General features: G+C 58.8%; 12 protein-coding genes. 11 read left to right on the top strand and 1 reads right to left on the bottom strand.

The annotated features are described in order from the left end of the window. The first annotated feature begins 137 nt into the window (after window positions 1-137). The 7 genes from GA645_RS14490 to GA645_RS14465 all read left to right on the top strand — a co-directional run bounded on the left by GA645_RS14490 (window position 138) and on the right by GA645_RS14465 (window position 6239). Window positions 138-1343, top strand: a complete 1206-nt coding sequence (locus GA645_RS14490; RefSeq protein WP_152223711.1) for an NAD(P)/FAD-dependent oxidoreductase — start codon at window positions 138-140, stop codon at window positions 1341-1343. 191 nt (window positions 1344-1534) lie between these two features. Beyond that, window positions 1535-2401 (top strand): pirin family protein, encoded by an 867-nt coding sequence (locus GA645_RS14485; protein ID WP_152223710.1) that lies wholly within the window; start codon window positions 1535-1537, stop codon window positions 2399-2401. Window positions 2402-2515: 114 nt separating this feature from the next. Beyond that, entirely contained in the window at window positions 2516-2659 is a 144-nt protein-coding gene (locus GA645_RS28825; RefSeq protein ID WP_178119548.1) for a hypothetical protein, read from the top strand. Between the two features lie 39 nt (window positions 2660-2698). Next, on the top strand, window positions 2699-3325 hold the full coding sequence (gene ycaC / locus GA645_RS14480; RefSeq protein ID WP_152223709.1) for an isochorismate family cysteine hydrolase YcaC: 627 nt from the start codon (window positions 2699-2701) through the stop codon (window positions 3323-3325). An 80-nt stretch (window positions 3326-3405) separates the two neighbouring features. After that, window positions 3406-3804: an OsmC family protein gene (locus GA645_RS14475; RefSeq protein ID WP_152223708.1), complete on the top strand. Its 399-nt coding sequence runs from the start codon at window positions 3406-3408 to the stop codon at window positions 3802-3804. A gap of 57 nt (window positions 3805-3861) precedes the next feature. Continuing rightward, the gene (locus tag GA645_RS14470; protein WP_152228113.1) at window positions 3862-4803 is read left to right on the top strand and encodes a pirin family protein; all 942 of its coding nucleotides are present in this window, start codon (window positions 3862-3864) and stop codon (window positions 4801-4803) included. A gap of 29 nt (window positions 4804-4832) precedes the next feature. Further along, window positions 4833-6239, top strand: coding sequence for an OprD family outer membrane porin (locus GA645_RS14465; RefSeq protein WP_152223707.1), 1407 nt, complete (start codon window positions 4833-4835; stop codon window positions 6237-6239). A gap of 2 nt (window positions 6240-6241) precedes the next feature. Here GA645_RS14465 and GA645_RS14460 read toward each other — a convergent pair whose 3' ends face one another. Then, window positions 6242-7213 (bottom strand): DNA-binding protein, encoded by a 972-nt coding sequence (locus GA645_RS14460; RefSeq protein ID WP_152223706.1) that lies wholly within the window; start codon window positions 7211-7213, stop codon window positions 6242-6244. A 183-nt stretch (window positions 7214-7396) separates the two neighbouring features. Here GA645_RS14460 and GA645_RS14455 point away from each other — a divergent pair, with 183 nt between their 5' ends. The 4 genes from GA645_RS14455 (at window position 7397) to GA645_RS14440 (ending at window position 19502) form a co-directional block, all read left to right on the top strand. Next, window positions 7397-8323, top strand: a complete 927-nt coding sequence (locus GA645_RS14455) for a site-specific integrase (protein ID WP_152223705.1) — start codon at window positions 7397-7399, stop codon at window positions 8321-8323. Between the two features lie 980 nt (window positions 8324-9303). Then, on the top strand, window positions 9304-10599 hold the full coding sequence (locus GA645_RS14450) for a site-specific integrase (RefSeq protein ID WP_178119627.1): 1296 nt from the start codon (window positions 9304-9306) through the stop codon (window positions 10597-10599). A 231-nt stretch (window positions 10600-10830) separates the two neighbouring features. Next, window positions 10831-17496, top strand: coding sequence for a DUF3320 domain-containing protein (locus GA645_RS14445; RefSeq protein WP_152223704.1), 6666 nt, complete (start codon window positions 10831-10833; stop codon window positions 17494-17496). A 380-nt stretch (window positions 17497-17876) separates the two neighbouring features. After that, the gene (locus tag GA645_RS14440; RefSeq protein ID WP_152223703.1) at window positions 17877-19502 is read left to right on the top strand and encodes a hypothetical protein; all 1626 of its coding nucleotides are present in this window, start codon (window positions 17877-17879) and stop codon (window positions 19500-19502) included. Window positions 19503-20134 lie beyond the last annotated feature (632 nt).

The following is a 20134-nucleotide window of genomic DNA, read 5'->3' as shown; positions in this document are numbered from 1 at the left end:
GGCCGAGCGGTGAAAATGGCCCCGGCGTTTTACCTGGAATTGGGTCAATACGCCGGCCTCTTGCGCCCGCACAATCCGCCCCGTAGTCCGGCATCAGGCCGGCGAGCTTTCTCAGCGATTTCTTTCTGGAGCACGTCATGCAACAACAGATTCTGATCATCGGCGCCGGGTTCGGCGGCCTCTGGAGCGCCCTCAGCGCGGTTCGCCTGCTCGACCAGCAGCGTCGTGCGGATGTGGCGGTCACGCTGCTCGCACCGCAGGCGGAGCTGCGTATCCGCCCGCGCTTCTACGAACACAACGTGGCCGGCACCATTGCGCCGCTGGGCGAGCTGTTCGACGCGGTCGGCGTGAGCTTCATCCAGGGCAGTGCCACCGATATCGACAGCCAGACCCGGCGTGTCCGCTACAACAGCGCCAACGGCCAGACGGGCGAACTGTCGTACGACCGCCTGGTGCTGGCGACCGGCAGCGAGGTGGCCCGCCCGGCAGCGGCCGGTATCGACCGCCACACCTTCGACGTAGACAGCCTGGAATCGGCCGTGAAGCTGGAGGAGCACCTGCACGCACTGGCCAGACTTCCGGACAGCCCGGCGCGCAATACCGTGGTGGTGGTCGGCGGCGGCTTCACCGGCATCGAGACGGCCACCGAGATGCCCGGTCGGCTGCGCGCCATTCTCGGCGAGAATGCTGCATTGAACGTGATCATCGTCGACCCGGGCCGGCGCGTCGGCGCCGCCATGGGCGATTCGATCGCCGAGATCATCGCCCATGCCAGCGAAGCCCTTGGCGTGTCCTGGCGCCTGGGCGCAGCGGTTAGCGCAGTGGACGAGGGCGGCGTGACCCTGGCCAATGGCGAGCGAATCGCGACCCAGACCGTGATCTGGGCCGCCGGGGTCAAAGCCTCGCCGCTCACCGCGCAGATCGACGCGCCGCGTGATCTCCGTGGCCGCCTGCACGTGGACCGCAACCTCAAGGTGCACGGCCAGGAGCTGATCTACGCTACCGGCGATACCGCCTACGCGGCGACGGACGATCTGGGCAACTACGCGCTGATGACCTGCCAGCACGCCATCTCCCTGGGGCGCTCGGCAGGCAACAATGCCGCCGCCGACCTACTGGGCGTGGCGCCGATTCCCTACAGCCAGCCCAAGTACGTCACCTGCCTGGACCTGGGCGGCTGGGGCGCGGTGTACACCGAGGGCTGGGACCGCCAGGTGAGGCTGACGGGGGAGGAGGGCAAGCAGCTCAAGACCCAGATCAACACCCAGTGGATCTACCCGCCGGCGGCCGACCGCGCCGTGGCGTTGGACGCCGCTGACCCGCTGATTCCCATCGTGGCGTGATCGCCATAGCCGATTGAGGCTGGGAGCCGCACGTGAAGAACGTGCGGCTCCTTTGTTTCCGGGGGCGCTTTTACCACTAATCAGGAGGGTTCCAGTGTTCACGGAATAGAACGCTGAGAGCCATTTCAAGGCTCTACCGGGCTAATCGCTGCGGAATTACCGTTACTTCCATTGATTGCGGGAGGTGCGCAATGAAGAAGATTCTCGGTGTCTATTCCAGCCCCAGGCCCCATTGGGTGGGTGACGGATTTCCAGTCCGCACGCTGTTCTCCTACGACAGCCTGGGCAAGCACATCAGCCCCTTCCTGCTGCTCGACTTCGCCGGGCCACAGGATTTCCCGCCGACCAGCGCCCGCCGGGGCGTGGGGCAGCATCCCCATCGCGGTTTCGAGACGGTGACCATCGTCTACAAGGGGGAGCTGGAGCACCGCGACTCCACGGGAGCGGGCGGCCGCATCGGCCCCGGCGACGTGCAGTGGATGACGGCGGCCTCGGGAATCCTGCATGAGGAGTTCCACTCCGAGGCCTTCAGCCGCAGCGGCGGAACCCTGGAAATGGTGCAGTTGTGGGTCAACCTGCCGGCCCGCGACAAGATGGCTGCACCGCGCTATCAGACCCTTCTGGACAGCGCCATTCCGCGCATCGATCTGGCCGATGGCGCCGGTACCTTGCGCCTGATCGCCGGGCAATTCGGCGGCCGGCAGGGCGCCGCGCAGACCTTCACGCCGATCGATGTCTGGGATCTGTGGATCGAGCAGGGCAGGCCGGTCAGCCTGCCGCTGGTCGCGGGACGTACCGCAGCCCTGGTGGTGCTGCACGGCACCGTGCTGGTGAATGGCAGCGAGGTGGTGCGGGAGGCCCAGACGGTGCTGTTCGACCGGGCCGGGGAGGCGGTGCTGCTGGAGGCCAACGGCGAGGCGCATGTGCTGCTGCTGGCGGGTGAGCCCATCGACGAGCCGATTGTCGGCTACGGCCCCTTCGTGATGAACAGCGAAAACGAGATACGCCAGGCGGTTCAGGACTTCGAGGGCGGGCGGTTCGGCCGGCTGGACGACTGACGGTCACGGCGTAAGTCAGGTGCGTACTAACCTGATAAATCCCTGCAGAAGAATGAAGGGCCTGCGGCTCGGCCGCCGGGACCTGGATGGCCCAGGTCCCAAGAGGAGAGGGCTGTGAGAAATCTTGCAGAGGTCGCCAACTTCAAAGGCCAGATCCCCGCGATCGATCTCAACAAGGCTGCGATGCCAGCGCAGCGGGTCGTGATCGGGCTCGACGTACTGGACTCGCAACGCTGGAATCCACTCCTTGTCCGGTGAACCACGCCGGGCATTCAACCTGAAAACGAGGAACACGCCATGAGCAAGCCTTACGTCCGTCTCGACAAGACCCAGGCCGCCGTACTGCTGGTCGATCACCAGACGGGTCTGCTATCCCTGGTTCGGGATATCGAACCGGACAAGTTCAAGAACAACGTCCTGGCCCTGGCCGACCTGGCCAAGTACTTCAAGCTGCCGACCGTCCTCACCACCAGCTTCGAAAACGGCCCCAACGGCCCGCTGGTTCCGGAACTGAAAGAGATGTTCCCGGAGGCGCCCTACATCGCTCGCCCGGGCAACATCAACGCCTGGGACAACGAGGACTTCGTCAAGGCTGTGAAGGCCACCGGCAAGAAGCAGCTGATCATCGCCGGCGTGGTGACCGAGGTCTGCGTGGCTTTCCCGGCGCTCTCGGCGCTGGCCGAAGGCTTTGATGTGTTCGTGGTGGCGGATGCGTCCGGCACCTTCAACGAAGTCACCCGCGATGCCGCCTGGCGCCGCATGGAAGCCGCCGGCGCCCAGCTGATGACCTGGTTCGGGGTGGCCTGCGAACTGCACCGCGACTGGCGTAACGACATCGAAGGCCTGGCCGCGCTGTTCTCCGCGCACATCCCGGATTACCGCAACCTGATCACCAGCTACAGCCTGCTGACCGCGGCCAAATAAGCCAGAGGCGAGGGGCCATGCCAGCGCGCATGGCTCCTCGCCGGGTTTGACGGCTTCGCACTTATTTTTCGGGAGCACCCATGGCTGAACCCACTCTCCACGCGTCCTATGCCGGCGTGGCATTCCAGGTGAAATTGACCGATGGCGAGCACGCGTGGCTCGGCGATGTTCCCGCAGCGCTCGGCGGCGGCGACAGCGGCCCCACGCCGCACCAGCTCCTGCTGTCCGCGCTGGGCGCCTGCACCTCGATCACGGTGGCCATGTATGCGCAGCGCAAGGGCCTGCCGCTGGACGCCATCGATGTGGAATTGAGCGTTCTGCAGGAGCGCCCGGGGCATACCGAGATAGGGCGCGATATCCAGCTGTCCGGGGTGTTGACCGACGAGCAGCGGGCGCGCCTGCTGGAGATTGCCAATGCCTGCCCCATTCACAAGCTGCTGAGCGGCGAGATCCTCATCACCAGCCAACTGGTCGAGTGAGGTGCAAGGACCGGTGGGCGAGGTCGTGAGTTTCCCGGTGGCCGGGGAGAGCTGATGATGAGTACACACGAAACCCAATGCGAGTTGTCATCCTCGTCGGATTGCCCGACGCAGAACGGAGTCCGGGCCATACAGCGGGTCGCTGCGCGCAGCGCCCAGGTTGGCGGCGGCATTCCGGTCAATCGGGTTCTGCCGTCGCGGCAGCGACGAATGGTCGGGGCCTGGTGCTTCCTGGACCATGCGGGGCCGGCGGTCTCCACCTCGGGGAATGGGCTGCGTGTCGGCCCGCATCCGCATATCGGGCTGCAGACCTTTACCTGGATGATCGCAGGTGAAGTCCTGCACCGTGACAGCCTGGGCAACGTGCAGGTGATCCGGCCGGGCCAGGTGAACCTGATGACTGCCGGTCACGGGATCACCCATACCGAAGAGTCGCTGCCGGGTGAGGACCAGCTTCACGCGGTTCAGCTATGGATCGCTTTGCCGGCCGCCGAGAGCGGTCGCCCAGCGATGTTCGATCACTACGCCGAGCTGCCTCGATGGCAGTCGGACGGATTCGAGCTCACATTGCTTGCCGGCACCTTCGGGCCCTGCACCGCGCCCGCGCGTACCTTCTCGCCGCTGGTAGGGATCGACCTGGCCGCGACGCACTCCACAGGCACACGGCTCGCTCTGGAGCAGAGTCATGAGTACGGCGTGCTGCCCCTGACCGGCGAATGGAGCATCAATGGCGAGCTCTTTGCCGCCAACGAGTTCGCCTACCTGGGCCGCGGGCTGGCGTCGCTGGAACTGGAGGCCTCGACAGGCGCCCGTGCCGTCCTGCTCGGCGGTGTGCCCTTTGCCGAGGAGATCCTCATATGGTGGAACTTCGTCGGGCACAGCAAGGCGGAGATCGCCCAGGCGCAGCGGGAATGGGAGGAGGGTGGTGCCCGTTTCGGCGATGTGGCCCAGTTCGACGGGCCACGCCTGATTGCGCCTCCACTTCCCTGGCAAGCCTGAGGGCTGCGACGATGAATACCCGGGCCGCTATGCGCCATCTTCCGCTCTGTGCTTTGGCTGCTGGCCTGCTCCAGGCCTTCCCCGTACGGGCCGACAACTCCGAGGGGCAGAAGGACGCCGTCTTCACCGGGGTCAATCAGCGGCAAGCCGCTGACCTGACCATTCCGCCCGGCTTCGTCGAAGGCTCGCGGCTATATGCCCTGGTCAGGAACTACTACTTCCAGCGCGACAATCACTCTGGACCGGCCACTAATGATCCCAACGAGTGGGCGCAGGGTTTCCTGCTCTCGTACCGATCCGGCTTCACCGATACGCCGATCGGGGTCGGCATCGACGCCCACGGCTTTCTGGGGCTGAAACTGGATGGCGGCGGCGGCAGTGGCGGCGCCGGATTGCTGCCGCTGGACTCATCCCGCAAGCCCGATGACGATTTCTCCAGTGCGGGGGCCGCGCTCAAGTTCAGGTACCGCGAAACCCTGGTGAGGGCGGGTGACCAGCTGGTGGAGAACCCGCTGGTAGCCAGCGGGACGAGCCGCCTGTTTCCGCAGGCCTATCGTGGCGTGACCCTGAAGAATCATGGTCTGCAGGACCTGTGGGTGGATGCGGGCTTCGTGGACTCGACGCGCTTGCGCAACCAGAGCGGATACAGCGACCTGACCACCGCCTACGGCGCGCGTAACAAGGCAGGCGTCGCGGCGGATCGCGAAAGCCCTCATGAGGGCTGGGCGGGCGCCATCTACAGCGGCCCCTGGGGCTTGCAGATAATGGGCTATGGCGGCCAACTCCAGGACATCTGGAATCAGTACTACCTGGGTATCTCGGACGCCATCCCGGTGAATGAAACCCTGACCCTGAAGCCCTACCTGCACTACTTCAAGACGCGGGATTCGGGTAACAGCCAGCTGGGCAGCATCGATAACGACACCTACAGCGCCGGGCTCGCCGCGACCGCCTACGGACAAACGGTGACCCTCGGGCTGCAGAAGGTCGATAGCAGGACGCCATTCGACTATCTCGCCCAGAATGACCGGATCTTCCTTTACCTGAGCAACTCCCAGCAGTTCGCCGACTTCAACGGTCCGGGGGAAAAGTCCTGGCGGGTGCAGTACGAAACACCGCTGGCCTTCCTGAGCCTGCCCACTTTGCAGTTCACTGCGGCCTATACGAAGGGCGAGGCGGACCTAACCCGCGTGGACCCCAACAGCCCGGGCTACGGCTACATCTACAACCCGGATGGAAAGGACGCCAAGCACTGGGAGCGCGACCTCGCCGTCAAATACGTGGTGCCCGCCGGGCCGGCGAAGGATTTGTCGCTGACCATGCGTTGGGCTGCCCACCGCGAGGGGGACGGATACACCGCGCCTGGCAATACGCGGGGCAATTCCAGTGCCGATGAATACCGCGTGATCGTCGATTATCCGATCAGCCTGTTCTGAGGCTACTCGGTATCAGCTTCAGGCTCGGGTTGCTGGGCGGCTAGCTGAGCCTGTTCTTCAAGTGCGGCAATCCTGATGGCCTGATCGCGCGTCAGCTGGTGCGAGAGGCGAAGCTCGTCGGTCAGCTCCTGGGTCCGCTCTTCCAGCTCGATGCGCTGCCCATCGAGCCGCGCCTTGTCCTGCCGGAGCACTTCGGACGCGAGCGTTTCCCGCATGAGCTGCTGTTGCTTCGCGTCCTGTTCATTACGCAGCAGGCGCGCTTCGGTGAGCAGGCGCTCGTTGTCGCGGTTGAGCTGGGTCAGCTGGTCCTGGCGCACGATCATCGACTGCTGCAACTGCCGGAGCTCAACGCCGAGTTGCTGCACCTGACCTTCGTGCTGTCGCTGCTCCTGCTCCCGCTGCTCCTTGGCGGCCTGGCGGAAGTGGTCCAGGGCGAGGCGGGCGTGGTTGTGCTTCTCCTCCAGCGAGAGAATCTGCGCGTCCCGTTCCCGCAGGCGGGTTTCCAGGTCACTTCCCAGCTGACGAAGCCGGGCATTCGCCAGGTCGGACTGGTGCTTTTGCTCCTGGACCGTCTGGAGCTGAGCGCGGGCTTCCTGCAGCTGGCGCTCCAGGGCCTGAACACTTCCATTCAACAGATCGATCTGCGCCTGCGCGTTGCGCACCTGCTGCTGGTAATCCAGCCGTTCGCGGGAGAGGGCGGCTTTGTCTTCCGCGACGGCTTGTCGTGCTTCCTGCTGCAGTTGGCCGGCCAGTTGCGCCACCAGCTCGGTCAGGTTGTCGCTGAGCGAGCGTGGCTGTCCGGCGCGCGGCGCAATCTCCGCCTCGATCTCTTTCAGGTAGCGATGAATCGTGGATTTGGAACCCGTATTGCCCATCTCGACACGCAAGGCATCGATGCTCGGGTTCTCACCGCGCGCCAGTATGGCGGTGCGGGCTTTCTGTACCAGAGCTTTGGTGATTCCGCCACGTGCCATGGGGTCTCCGACGATTTCGTACTGTGGTATGTATTATGTAATTACATAGTATCTTATCAGCAAAATTCAAGAATTGTGCTCTCTATATTGAGCTTGGATAATCACGAATTATCACGTGTGAAAGCCAGAACTCGGCGTGAGCCCGCAGCGGGCCGATACAGGAAGAAGAGGAGGAGGGCGACCATGCCCCAGGAACTGGAGCGCTATATAGAAGCCGCCACGCGCAGCAATACCCGGCGCAGCTACCAGGCGGCCATCGAGCACTTCGAGGTCGTCTGGGGCGGATTTCTACCCACCACCAGCGACACCGTTGCCCGCTACCTGGCTGAGCATGCGGGCAAGCTCAGCGCCAATACGCTGAAGACGCGATTGGCAGCGATCGCGCAATGGCATCTCAGCCAGGGCTTTCCCGATCCCACCAAGGCGCCGATCGTGCGCAAGGTGCTGAAAGGTATTCGCGTCCTGCACCCAAGACCGGAGAAACAGGCCCATCCATTGCAACTACAGGAGCTGGAGCTGTGCGTTCAGCGCCTGGAGCACGTCGCACTGACGGCTCACCAGGCCGGTGATGTACCAAGTCGCCGGCGCGCGCTGCGTGACCGGGCGTTGATCCTCATGGGCTTCTGGCGCGCCTTCCGGAGCGACGAGCTGTGCCGCCTGCAGGTCGACCATATAGAGGTTGCCCCCGGTCGAGGCATGACGATCTATCTACCGTGGAGCAAGACGGATCGGGAAAACCTCGGCCAGACCTTTCATGCACCCGCATTGGCCCGTCTGTGCCCGGTACAGGCTTACCAGGACTGGATCGCCGAGCTTGGCGAACAGCAAGGGCCGGTTTTTCGACGTATCGATCGATGGGGCTACATCCAGGGCGAGCCGCTTCATCCGAACAGCGTCATTCCAATCCTGCGCGCAGCGTTGAGCCAATGCGGCATACCCGCCGAACGTTACAGCAGCCACTCACTGCGGCGCGGCTTCGCGACCTGGGCGACTCGAAGCGGCTGGGATCAGAAGACGCTGATGAGTTATGTGGGATGGCGAGATCCCAAGTCGGCGTTGCGTTATGTCGATCCGGCGGGGTCGTTGCCGGGTCAGTTCGCAATTACCTGAAGCGACTGCGCGAAGACGCAGACCGTGATCAGCTGCAAGGTCGCAAACGTAAAGTCGAGGCACGGATGACGAACAGACTGAAATCGGTGGATGCCTGGCGTGAAAACTGTAGGAGGATGCCCGGGTTCGTCTCATTCGTAGATTCGCATAATGTATATTATGTTAAATTGAATATTACGAAGGACGCGCTCCTATCCGATCCTCCGCATCAGCTCCCTGATGTAAGGAGCCCCTAAAAAGTGGAATTTCATTCCTTAAATGTGGAAGCCCTGTGGCACTAGGCTTCAAGGCGCTCCTTGTTCGTTTTTGGGGCACCAGGCGTCCACAAAACGTCTTTAAAACGTGTAATCGCTCACAACAGTCAGTCTCAATCGCCGGGTTCTGCTACATCGAATGGGTCAGATTCGCTTCAGAAAATATCCGCTGCGCAGCTACCGAAGCCCCTCTACGCTGTTTTTCTCGTTGGAGCTGACCTTCTTTCACAGTTAGACGCGCACAGAACGTACGTGCAGGAGCCTTTTTGCCCCGTTGGCGGTAGATTTTCCACTATTTACGCGCCGCTGATTGATTTCAACCTACTGATGTACAAGAAGATTTTTATCTTCCCATGTGAAAGTGCACCTTTTATGGGACTTTCCAAGAGCTGCGAGGCTTTTTAGCCGCCCAGCCTGGTGCCAACAGTGCTAAATCCTCCTTTTTAGGCGCTTTTCCACTTTTTAGAGGCGGATTCTGAATTTTAAGTTATTGCTTTTATTGAGTATTTTAAAAATTACCTTGTGCCTTCCACCTTTTAAGGGCGGTCCTGATGTGAGGCTGGAGCCTCCTGCAATGTGGGCATTGAGATTGGTTGTCTGGTGAGGGGCACACCTCGATCGGGCGAGGGAAATTCATATGTAATATCCGATAATCATCAGACCCGGATATTGCTGGGTGGCCTTAAAACCTCCATCCTAGAGGCATCACTAGTACGCGACGCCGCCATGCCTCAAATACCCCAGCCCTTGTTCGACACCTTCGAACGCTTTCACGAAATTAATTTCTTGGGCCTAAGCGGCGAGCTTCCAGCCGTGCTCGGCTATCTGCGCGCAATGCCTGAGCACTGCATGGCCATCGATGGATACCTGGCCGTACGCGGATTCCTCAAGTCCTATGCTGGTAACCAGGCAACCTACAACTCCTACCGGACTCACGTTGAACGCCTGCTTCTATGGTCTGTGCTGATCGTCGAGAAGCCTCTCATCGAGCTACGCCGCCGGGATGCCGAGGCATTCATGGAGTTTTGCCTCAATCCGCCTGCTGAATGGATTGGCCCGATCGTTAAGTCTCGCTTTGTGCGCATTGGCGCAAGGAAGCGATCTGACAGTGACACATATGCCGTAAACGAGGATTGGCGTCCATTCGCTACCAGTGCTCCGAAACGAGATAGGAAAATCGCTTCGGAGACGCTGACCGCCCTCCCCTCGAGCGCCTACAAAATGTCCCAGGGCTCTGTGGCCCAGGTATTTGCCGTATGCGGCAGTTTCTTCCAGCACGCAATCGACGAAGGATTCACCGAGGTGAATCCTTTCCGGGCAGTTAAACAGAAGTCGATATACAAGCAGCGCAACACCCTGGACGTGGCGTCTCGCTCATTGACTCAACTGCAGTGGAGCTTTGTCATTGAGACCGCCGAACTGATGGCGGCAGCTGATCCAGTTCATGAACGCACCCTTTTTATTGTCGCCACACTCTTCTCCATGTACCTGCGCGTCTCTGACCTCGTAGGGCGCGATAACTGGAGCCCCGTGATGGGAGATTTCCGCCGAGATACCGCTGGGAACTGGTGGTTTCACGTTGTGGGCAAAGGGAACAAGGCCGCAAAAATTAGCGTGCGGGATGAGTTCATTGAGTCCTATTTGGCTCGGTATCGTAGACACTTACAGTTACCTCCCCTGCCCTCCGCACATGAGAAGCGGCCATTGCTCAGTACGCTAAAAGGTCGAGGCGGCTTGTCTGATCGTCACATCAGACTTTTGCTCCAGGAGGTTTTTGATCAAGCTCTCCAGAGGATGCGAGACGAAGGTTGGAGCGATGACGAGGTTGATCAACTTCGTTCGGCATCATTGCACTGGCTTCGCCACACATCCGCTACCTTCGATGCACCACATCGAGACATGAAGGATCTGCAGGCGGACTTACGTCATAACAGCCTAAGCACTACGCAAAACACGTATTACAACTCACTGGATGAGCAGCGAGCGCACTCAGTGAAAAAGATGAAGATTAAGAATCTATAACTTCCATATTGGATGTAGTGCGTCTCCGAATCCGCTCTAGTTCGGGGAAAATCTATGAACTGCTCTCTTTCTGCCGCGATACAGTTCGTCTACCCAAATGGTTGGCTACTCGCCATCATGCGACCTAATCGATAGGATGAGCCGATGCATGGAAGCGTGTGTCGGGGTATGCCCCGGCCTGGAGTCTTCCGCCGTCTGGCCTCGTTGCCAGGTCTGGATAAGGAGAGCGGCATGAGTGACGACGTTATTGAGCAGCCTGACAGCGAGCTGCCCCAGGACACGCAAGCAATCGTTCAGGCTATTGAGCCTGCTCCGATAAAGACAGTCCGCATTCAGGCCACACTGATTGCAAAGCTTAACCTGGCCGATTTCCAGAACTCGATACCGGTAATTCGAGAGCTACGCCTGGTCAACGACTCCGATCAGAAGCTCAGCAATCTGGAGCTCAAGCTCCTGTCTGACCCTCTAGTCTTCAAGCCGAAGACTTGGCACATCGACGCTGTGGGTCCGGGAACGTTCCTCCCGATTCCTGGTCTCGACTTGCAAATCGACGGTGCACTGCTATCCAAGTTGACAGAAGCCGAGCAGGCCACTGCTACCTTCATTCTGACAGCCCAAGGCTCGGACGGCGAAGAGCGTCTAGAGGTCGCTCGTTTAGAGCTCAGCTTAGAGCTGCTACCCCGTAATCATTGGGGTGGACTATCTCACCTGCCCGAAATGACAGCAGCATTTGTCCAGCCCAACGACATCGCTGTTGAGCGTCTGCTGAAGAAGGCAGCCGAGCTACTTCGAGAACAGGGAAAAGACCCTGCACTAAACGGATACTCCGCTGGCTCCGCGCATTCATGGGAGATTGCATCGGCGATCTGGGCAGCAGTTGCATCGTTCAAGCTGGACTATGCCCTCCCCCCAGCCAGTTTCGAGCAGTTCGGCCAGAAAGTCCGTAGCCCAAGCCATATTCTGGAGAGTGGCCTAGCAACCTGTTTTGATCTGTCGCTGCTGTTCTGTGCGGCCTTGGAGCAGGCCGGTTTGAACCCCTTGTTGATTTTCACTCGGGGCCATGCGTTCTCGGGTTTCTGGCTCAAAGCAGAAGAGTTCTCTAACAGCGCTATCGACGACATAACCGCTCTGCGCAAACGGATAAAGCTTAACGAGCTGAAGCTGTTCGAGACCACGCTGATCACTCAGCCAAACATTCCCTCGCTCTCCTACGCCATTGAGCGCGGTGCTCAGCATCTTGCTGAGGGGCAGGAGCACGATTTCGAGCTTGCGCTGGACATCCGTCGCGCCCGTCTGCAGAGGGTCAAGCCCCTGGCAAGTGCGGAAGCTGCTCCAGCCCCGAGCGGCGCGGGCCAGGAACTAAGCCAAGATAGTCAGGATCTCCTTATCGACCTGCCGCCGGAGCTTCCTGATGAAGCCCCGGTAGAGGTCGATATTGCTTCGCTGGATCCGAAAGACCGCCTGGCTCGCTGGCAAAGAAAACTGCTCGACCTGTCTCTGCGTAACAACCTGCTGAACTTCAAAGCAGGAAAAAAGGCCCTCCGGCTGGAGGCTCCTGATGCTGCCGCACTTGAAGACATCCTTGCTAGCGGTCAACACCTGAAATTGCAGACACGCCCAGATCTCATGGATGGTGCTGATCCACGCGATCAGATTTTGCATGAAGAACGCGAGCGCGAAAACCTCCGACGTCAGCACGCCCTGGATGCACTGAAGCGCAATGAGGTGTTCGTTGGGCTACCGGATGCAGAACTCGACATCAGACTGACCGAGCTTTATCGCGGCGCCCGGACGAATCTACAAGAGGGTGGTTCTAACACGCTGTTCCTGGCACTGGGCTTCCTGACCTGGACGCGTGAAGACAGGGAAAACCAGCGCTACCGTGCCCCTCTGATCCTTGTGCCGGTCACGTTGGAGCGAAAGAGCGCCAGGACAGGCTTCACCCTGGTCATTCACGACGACGAGCCCCGCTTCAACCCAACCCTGCAAGAAATGCTTCGCCAAGATTTTGAGCTGAATCTGGGGATCGGGGAAGGCGAGCTTCCGAAAGATGACTCAGGGTTGGATGTCGCACTGATCTGGAGAACGGTCGCTCAGGCTGTCAAGGACATCAAAGGCTGGGAAGTCAGTGAGGACGTCGTACTGTCGATGTTCTCGTTCGCAAAGTACTTGATGTGGAAAGACCTCTCTGAGCGCTCTGAAGCTCTCCGCCAGAGCCCAGTGGTCAGGCATCTGCTTGATACGCCCCGCGAAGCATTCAACGGGGGCTGTGGCGGAGCATTACCTGAGGAGCGGAAGCTAGATTCACAGTACAGCCCACAGCAGGTCTTCTGCCCTCTCCCTTCGGACTCTTCACAACTCTCGGCAGTACTGTCGGCCGCTCAGGGGCGTGATTTCGTGCTCATTGGGCCGCCTGGTACCGGCAAGAGCCAGACGATCGTGAACATGATCGCCCAGTTCATTGCACAGCAGAAACGAGTGCTCTTTGTATCGGAAAAGATCGCCGCCCTGGATGTGGTGTATCGCCGGCTCCGCGAAGTTGGGCTTGGTGAGTTTTGCCTCGAGGTTCATTCGAACAAGTCGAAGAAGACTGAAGTCCTCTCTCAACTGCACTCGGCTTGGGAGGCTCGTGGTACCGCTGATGCTACGACGTGGCAAATGGAAGCCCAGCGCCTCCAGGGGCATCGTGATGTGCTGAACCTGTATGTCGAGCGCCTGCATGAGTGCTACCCCAACGGGTACACCATCTACAACGCTATCGGAATTGTCAGTTCTAACGTCGATCTAGCCCCCGTAAACCTGGCGTGGGGGTCTCATTCACAGCACCAGTCCTCCGATATGCTCGCAATGCGCGAAATTGCTGACCGCCTAGAGGTCAATGCGCATGCCGTTGGTTTCAATACCCTGAACCAGCACCCACTGCATCTCATTGGGAATAATGACTGGTCTCCAACCTGGCAACACCAGGTCATCGAAGCAGCACGTGAGCTCATCCCGGCTATACATGCGGTGCACAAAGCTAGCGAGCGCTACACTCAGATGTCTGGCCTACCTGCGCTGCCCGTTAACAGTAGGACACTCAAAGGGCTAGGGGCTTTAGCGAAGATCCTTCCCGCTGCCGCAGGGCAGAACTGGAGCTTCGTGCTACGCCCTGATGCACGAATCATGGGACAACGCCTAGAAGCAGGTGTGAAGCTTCTCGAGCAACATAGCGCGCTCAATCAAACGCTTCCTACATTCTGGACATCTAGCACATTGGAGGACTGCCAACGCGGGTTAGCTCTGCTGGCCCGACATGCTGAACTCCGATCCGGTCTTCCCCAACCCTGGCCAGTAGCAAGCATGATTCTGCTTAACCAGGGACTGGAAGCACTCTCTGAAGTCGATCGGATCAAGCAGTCACTATCCGCGGCTTACAACGACACAATCGAAGTCTTGGATGTCCACGCGTTATTAAAAGAGTGGGAGTTAGCCGGCAGGTCATTCTGGCCGAAATCCTGGTTCGTCCAACGTAGAGTTCGTGCTCAGCTGGCGAGCACGCAGACGTCCCCTTCCCTCACGGCCATAGCGGAAGATCTTCAACGCTGGATTGCTATTCGCGAACTCCGCGCTCGTTTGGACGCAATAGATCCGGGGCAATCGGGTAGCCCTGTCTGGAAAGGCTCCCAAACGAACTCTGCGATCCTTGCTGTAACTATGCGCCTGCAGGCTGCTCTCGCTGCATCTGCTGAAGGGCGCCAATGGTCGGACGAGGGATTTGATCCGATCAGTCAAGGCGAGGCTGGCATCGCGTCCAAGGATGTACTAGAGCGCATGCGAGAAATTCGGACTGTCGAGAGGGAAATATCAGCGCTTGGGCTATTAGCTAAAGCCACCGGGGCGCTTTGGGCTGGCCTGCAGACGGACGCCAAGACTCTCAATGCTGCTGTAGCATTCCAACGAGCTAGGCGATCCATTCAACAGGAAGGTCGTCTAGAGGACGAGCATGAACTGGTCCGTAGCGGCGCTTGCGGTGAATGGCTTCAAGGCGAACTGAAGATTCTCCGGCAGCGTGAAGCAATCGAACGAGAGCTCGGCGACCTGGCTGACCTTCGTGAACTGACCTCAGGTCTGTGGTTGGGATTAAACACGAAAGCGGATGCAGTCTCCCGTGTGCTCAAGTTCTATTCCCACTTGACCGGCGCAATCTCAACACTCGCCCAGACGCCCGAGCAGGTGGAACGCATCAAAGCCGCCCTGGCGCGTCTCCTCGGTGACGCGAATGCCCTGCTGGAACCCGAAGGTCAGCTCGCTCAAGCGGGTGGTGAGCTGCTGGAATCGCTCGATCGCTACATCGTCCATGCGCACAAACTCGTCGACGCTGGGCGCTTCCTGGCTGAGGATGCTGCCGGATTTAGCGAGCAAGAACTCAGCCAGCAGCGCCTCCAATGTGAACACATGATTCTCGCCGGCAACGGCCTGCACGCTTGGTGTGCTTGGAAGAAAGCATGCGATGAAGCATCAGCGCTTGGCCTGCTTCCATTAGTCGATGCCCTGAAGGCTGGCCATGTTCCACAAGGAAGCGTACGCAAGACCTTCGAAACGAACTACGCACGCTGGTGGCTGAATACGGCCGTTGATCACGAACCGGTTATACGCACATTCGTAAGCGTCGAGCACGAGCAGCGCATTCGCGATTTCCGGGCGTTGGATGACCGCTTCACCGCGCTGACGCGCGACCTATTGCGCGCGCGCCTTTGCGCTGAGCTACCCACGCAAGACTCCGTGAGCAAGAACTCGGAATGGGGTGTGCTTCGACACGAGATAACGAAGAAGTCACGCCACCTACCATTGCGCGAGCTGATGTCGAAGATCCCCGACGCGCTTACCAAACTGACACCGTGCTTGTTGATGAGCCCCCTCTCCATCGCCCAATACTTGGCGGCGAACTCGAGCGTCTTCGACGTAGTGATCTTCGACGAGGCTTCGCAGATTCCTGTGTGGGATGCGATCGGTGCGATTGCTCGCGGCAAGCAAGTGGTGATGGTCGGCGACCCCAAACAGCTTCCACCGACCTCTTTCTTCGACCGCGCAGAGTCCACTCAGGATGACGTTGATGTCGAAGCTGACCTCGAAAGCATCTTGGATGAGTGCATCAGCGCCAATCTGCCAATCCGGAACTTGAACTGGCACTACCGCAGCCGGCACGAAAGCCTGATCGCGTTCTCGAACCAGAGGTACTACGAGTCCAAGCTGGTGACCTTCCCTTCTCCCGTTACCAATGATCGCGCGGTCAGTCTGCACATCGTGAACGGCGTTTACGAGAAAGGCTCTGCTCGCACCAACCCCGCTGAGGCCAAAGCCTTGGTCAACGACTTGATTGGTCGGTTGCGCAGCCCCGGGTTCAAAGAGAGCAAGCTGACTATTGGTGTTGTGACGTTCAACGGTGAGCAACAAAAGCTGATCGAGGATCTGCTCGACACTGAACGCAGGAAAGATCCGGCTCTGGAAAGCTACTTCTCGGAGAATGAGCTTGAGCCCGTCTTCGTAAAGAACTTGGAAAGTGTGCAAGGTGACGAACGAGACATCATGTATTTCTCGATCACCTACGGCCCGGATGCAGCTGGCAACGTCGCGATGAACTTCGGCCCGCTCAATCGTACTGGCGGTGAACGCAGGCTCAACGTCGCCGTTACCCGCGCCCGCCACGAGCTGCGTGTCTTCAGCACACTCCGACCAGAGAAAATCGATCTGGCACGCACCCAAGCACTCGGCGTACGCGACCTGAAACACTTCCTCGAATTTGCGGATAAAGGCGCTCGCGCTCTAGTAGGAGCAGATGCCGGTAGCTTGGGCGGGTACGACAGCCCCTTCGAAGAGGCCGTTGCGAACTCACTGCGCCTGAAAGGATGGCAAGTTGTTACCCAGGTCGGTGTGTCTTCATTCCGTATCGACCTGGCAGTTGTAGATCCTGATGCTCCAGGGCGGTATCTCGCTGGCGTGGAATGCGATGGGGCGACCTATCACCGCAGTGCGACAGCTCGTGATCGCGACAAGCTCCGCGAGCAGGTTCTTAGAGGACTGGGATGGGAAATTCTGCGCATCTGGTCGACAGACTGGTGGATCGACGCCCAGGGTACCGCTCAGAAGATCCACGAGCGCCTTGAAGCTTTATTGGTTGATAGCCGCCAGCAACGCGCGGCACAGGAAATCCAGGAGCAGTTGGCGGCCATTGCGGCTGAAAGTGAAGCTCCGGCTGAGAACAACGTCATTGAGCTGCCAGTCGACCGATCTCATTTCAACGTGGTTGATGACTCCTTAGAGACTGACACCAAGGCAGTGGAAGCTGAAATGCCGATAGTTCGCTATGCGCGCCCCCAGACCGATACAGGACGTCCCGCGATTGGCTTTGCCCACTACCGAGAGAGCGATCCGTTGAGTGCCGTGGAGGGCGTAGACCCAGACGCCTTCTTCGAGACTAGCTACGACATTGTCCTAGACATGATGATCAAGCACGTGATCGAAGAAGAAGGTCCTATTCTCGACACAACGCTTGCTCGCCGAATCGCACGTGTTCACGGATGGAAAAAAACCGGGGCGAGAATTCGTGATCGAGTAGCGATCGTTGCGGATCGCGAGCACAGCAAGGTTGCAGACGAGCCTGGACAGTTCTACTGGCCCCGTCGTTTGCCGAATCACGAAGCTATTACGTATCGACAACCTGCAGACACCGACAATATCCGACCCGTCGATGAAATCTGCAGCTTGGAACTGCTTGCACTCGCTCGCTCGCTTGCTGACCAAAGCCTGGTTGGCGATGACTTGCTGTACTCCATGGCCCGAGAGCTCGGATTGAGTAAAGTATCTGCACCAACCCGAGCCAGACTTCAAGGAGTGATCGATAGGCTTTTTTCCTGAGCAAAGGCTTGTCCTGGACTGTATTGGCCCGGGCACGCCTATTCTTGTAAGAAGAACTGCATCTCAAGGATGGGACTTGGTCGATGATGACGCAATCTGCATGGTATCTCCCCGTAAGCGAAGGGCTTGTGAGAGCCCTCTCCAACGGCGCATCTTTCAACTCAGCACAGCCTTGCCACTATGAGCTAGGGTCGCTCCTGTTCCTACTCCAGTTACCGAAACTGGCAAAGCGCCCACAATCACCCTTAGCGCTTGAACGGATGTTTGCCCGGCTACTGACCCAGCCGACGCCCCTACTTCGCTCGGTACTGGCTGATTCGTATAGTGCAGCAGCCATTGTTCAAGGCATGTTGTTTGCTCCCGCCTCAGGGATAGGCCTGATGGATCAGAAGGCCATTGCCCAGCGGCAGTACCTGCGTGCTGACGGCAGTTGGAATTTTGATTTCGCTAGGACCTACAACCAGCGCCCACGCGCCTTGCAGCACTCGCACCATCAGCCGAGCGGGAAAATTCTAAGACTGAGTTCGCCGCAGCAACGTCTAATCGATACTCTGCGGGCCAACCCTGGCGACTCAGTCGAAACCCAAGCATACGCAGGGTCTGGCAAAACTTTCCTGCTCAATGAAATCCTCGCGATTCAGCAAGAGCACTTACGTGAGCATAAATGCCTTTTTTTGGCAGATGTTGAAAGCAAGCTCTGGCCAGTCAAGGACCGGTTTTCTGAAGAGAAAATCCACCCACGCACTTTCGCGAATCTCATCACCCAGATGCTCGCGCGAGGCAATCCCAAACTAGCGGACAAGCTCAGCCAGGCTAGCAACAGGAAATTCAACGCAGAGAGCATCGCAGAGCGGCTAAATATTTCGGCTATTGGTAATTTAAGCGCGCCGTGGGTAGTCCACGTTGCGCGCCAGGCTATCAATCGCTTCTGCCTGTCTAGCGATGTAGAAATCGGTGTCGAGCAGCTGCCAGCAAAAGTTCGAGCCGTTGTTCCGTTAGCACAGCAAACGCTGCTGGCCGCTGTTGCACAGAACCTTTGGACAGCGATGATCGATTTGCACCGTGTCGACCTGGCCATTCCGGTCATGACTTGGCACCGGCTGAAACAAATAGCGTTACTGGGGCTGAATATTCCTCCGATGTATCAGATCGTGATCATCGACGAAGGACATGATCTGATTCGGCCTTTGATCGAAATCCTCGACCGCTCACCGCAAGTGGTCATCACCCTGGGCGATCAGCTCCAGAACCTTCACGGCCGACATGTTTCCCATGCCGCCAGCATCCGTCATCGGGAGATGAACCTTTCCCTCCGTGCCGGCCCACAACTCTGCAATTACCTCAACGAACTGATTGATGCCTTCCCTGACGCTCGGTTCGAACCCTTTGTTGGAAACACCGATAAAGAGACCAGCATTAAAGAGTATCCAGCGACTCAGTTTCCTCCTGATCCCTGCGCTATCCTCGTTGCGGATGAATGGGGGGCATTCGACTGGCTGATCCGCAACCGCTACCAAGACAAGGGGGCTGCAATCGCCTACGAACCCAATCTAGTCACGTTCATGAACGATTGCCTAAGCCTCTACACCGGCTTTGGAGTACCACAACATCAAGAGCTGGCGGCCTATCGCAGTTGGGCCGATCTTCGTGCACGAATGACATGGAACCCCGCATTTCTACGAGTTGAGGAATGGCTGGAGAAGGTCGGCACGAAGTTCGGGGTTTCCGGGCTATACAACAGCGCAGAACCGCATGAGCTAGGTCGCGGCATTCCCAGTCGACATCTACTTGTCACTGTCGCCTCCGCTAAAAACTTTGAACTCCCACGGGTCGCGATCTCTGAGGATCTCTATTATTTCTCAGATCTGCGAGGAAAACAGCCGATGTCAAAGAAGCTGGCCTTGCTCTACACCGCGATGACTCGCTGCTCGGGCCAGATTTACTTTCCTGATACTCATCAAGACTGGGTTCGACAAATTATAAAGGCTCACAGAAACTCGCGTTGATATCGCCCAACAAGAACCGCGTCATGCCCTTATCTGCCAAGCAGCTTGCACCACACCTTAAAGCTGGGAAAAAGCCTCCTCGTTAGGATGCTTTTTCCCAGCTTTTATGGATTCACACGTATCGTCGGTGTCGAAAATAGAGGTTGGTCATGGCACGGCACCTGATGGAGGTTTCATACCAGATACCGGGTGGGTGAATTTCTACCGACAGCCACCTGTATAATCCGGATTACCACTTCATTTTCTTGTCCAAAATCCAGAACAACGCAGTCCCCATTCGTGCGCATCGATATTGCGCTCACTAGGCAGAAGTAATAGGTGCAGGTAGTGGATTGGCATCTGGCAGAAGGGTGATCAAGGCGCCACCTCCTGGCTTTGCGTAAGGAGTGTTTCCACCTTCACCAGCAATGCTTCAACACCGGCGGCGTAGCTCAAGGGTCTCTCCTGCGCACTCTTTCGCAGTACTGCGAATATCTCTTGCCGGCTAGTGCTCTTCAGGCTTTCGAATCCAACGCGCAATAAGTCTTGGGTGTCGCAGTAGCCCTGCTGGAACAAGAGACGGTCAATCCGTGGGCTAGCTGGTTCAGAGCGCTGCGACTCAGTTGCGGGACTGGAGCCCAGCAACATAGTGG

This window comes from Pseudomonas sp. SCB32 (assembly GCF_009189165.1).
Classification (GTDB): Bacteria; Pseudomonadota; Gammaproteobacteria; order Pseudomonadales; family Pseudomonadaceae; genus Pseudomonas.
This window is presented reverse-complemented; position numbering and strand designations above follow the sequence as displayed.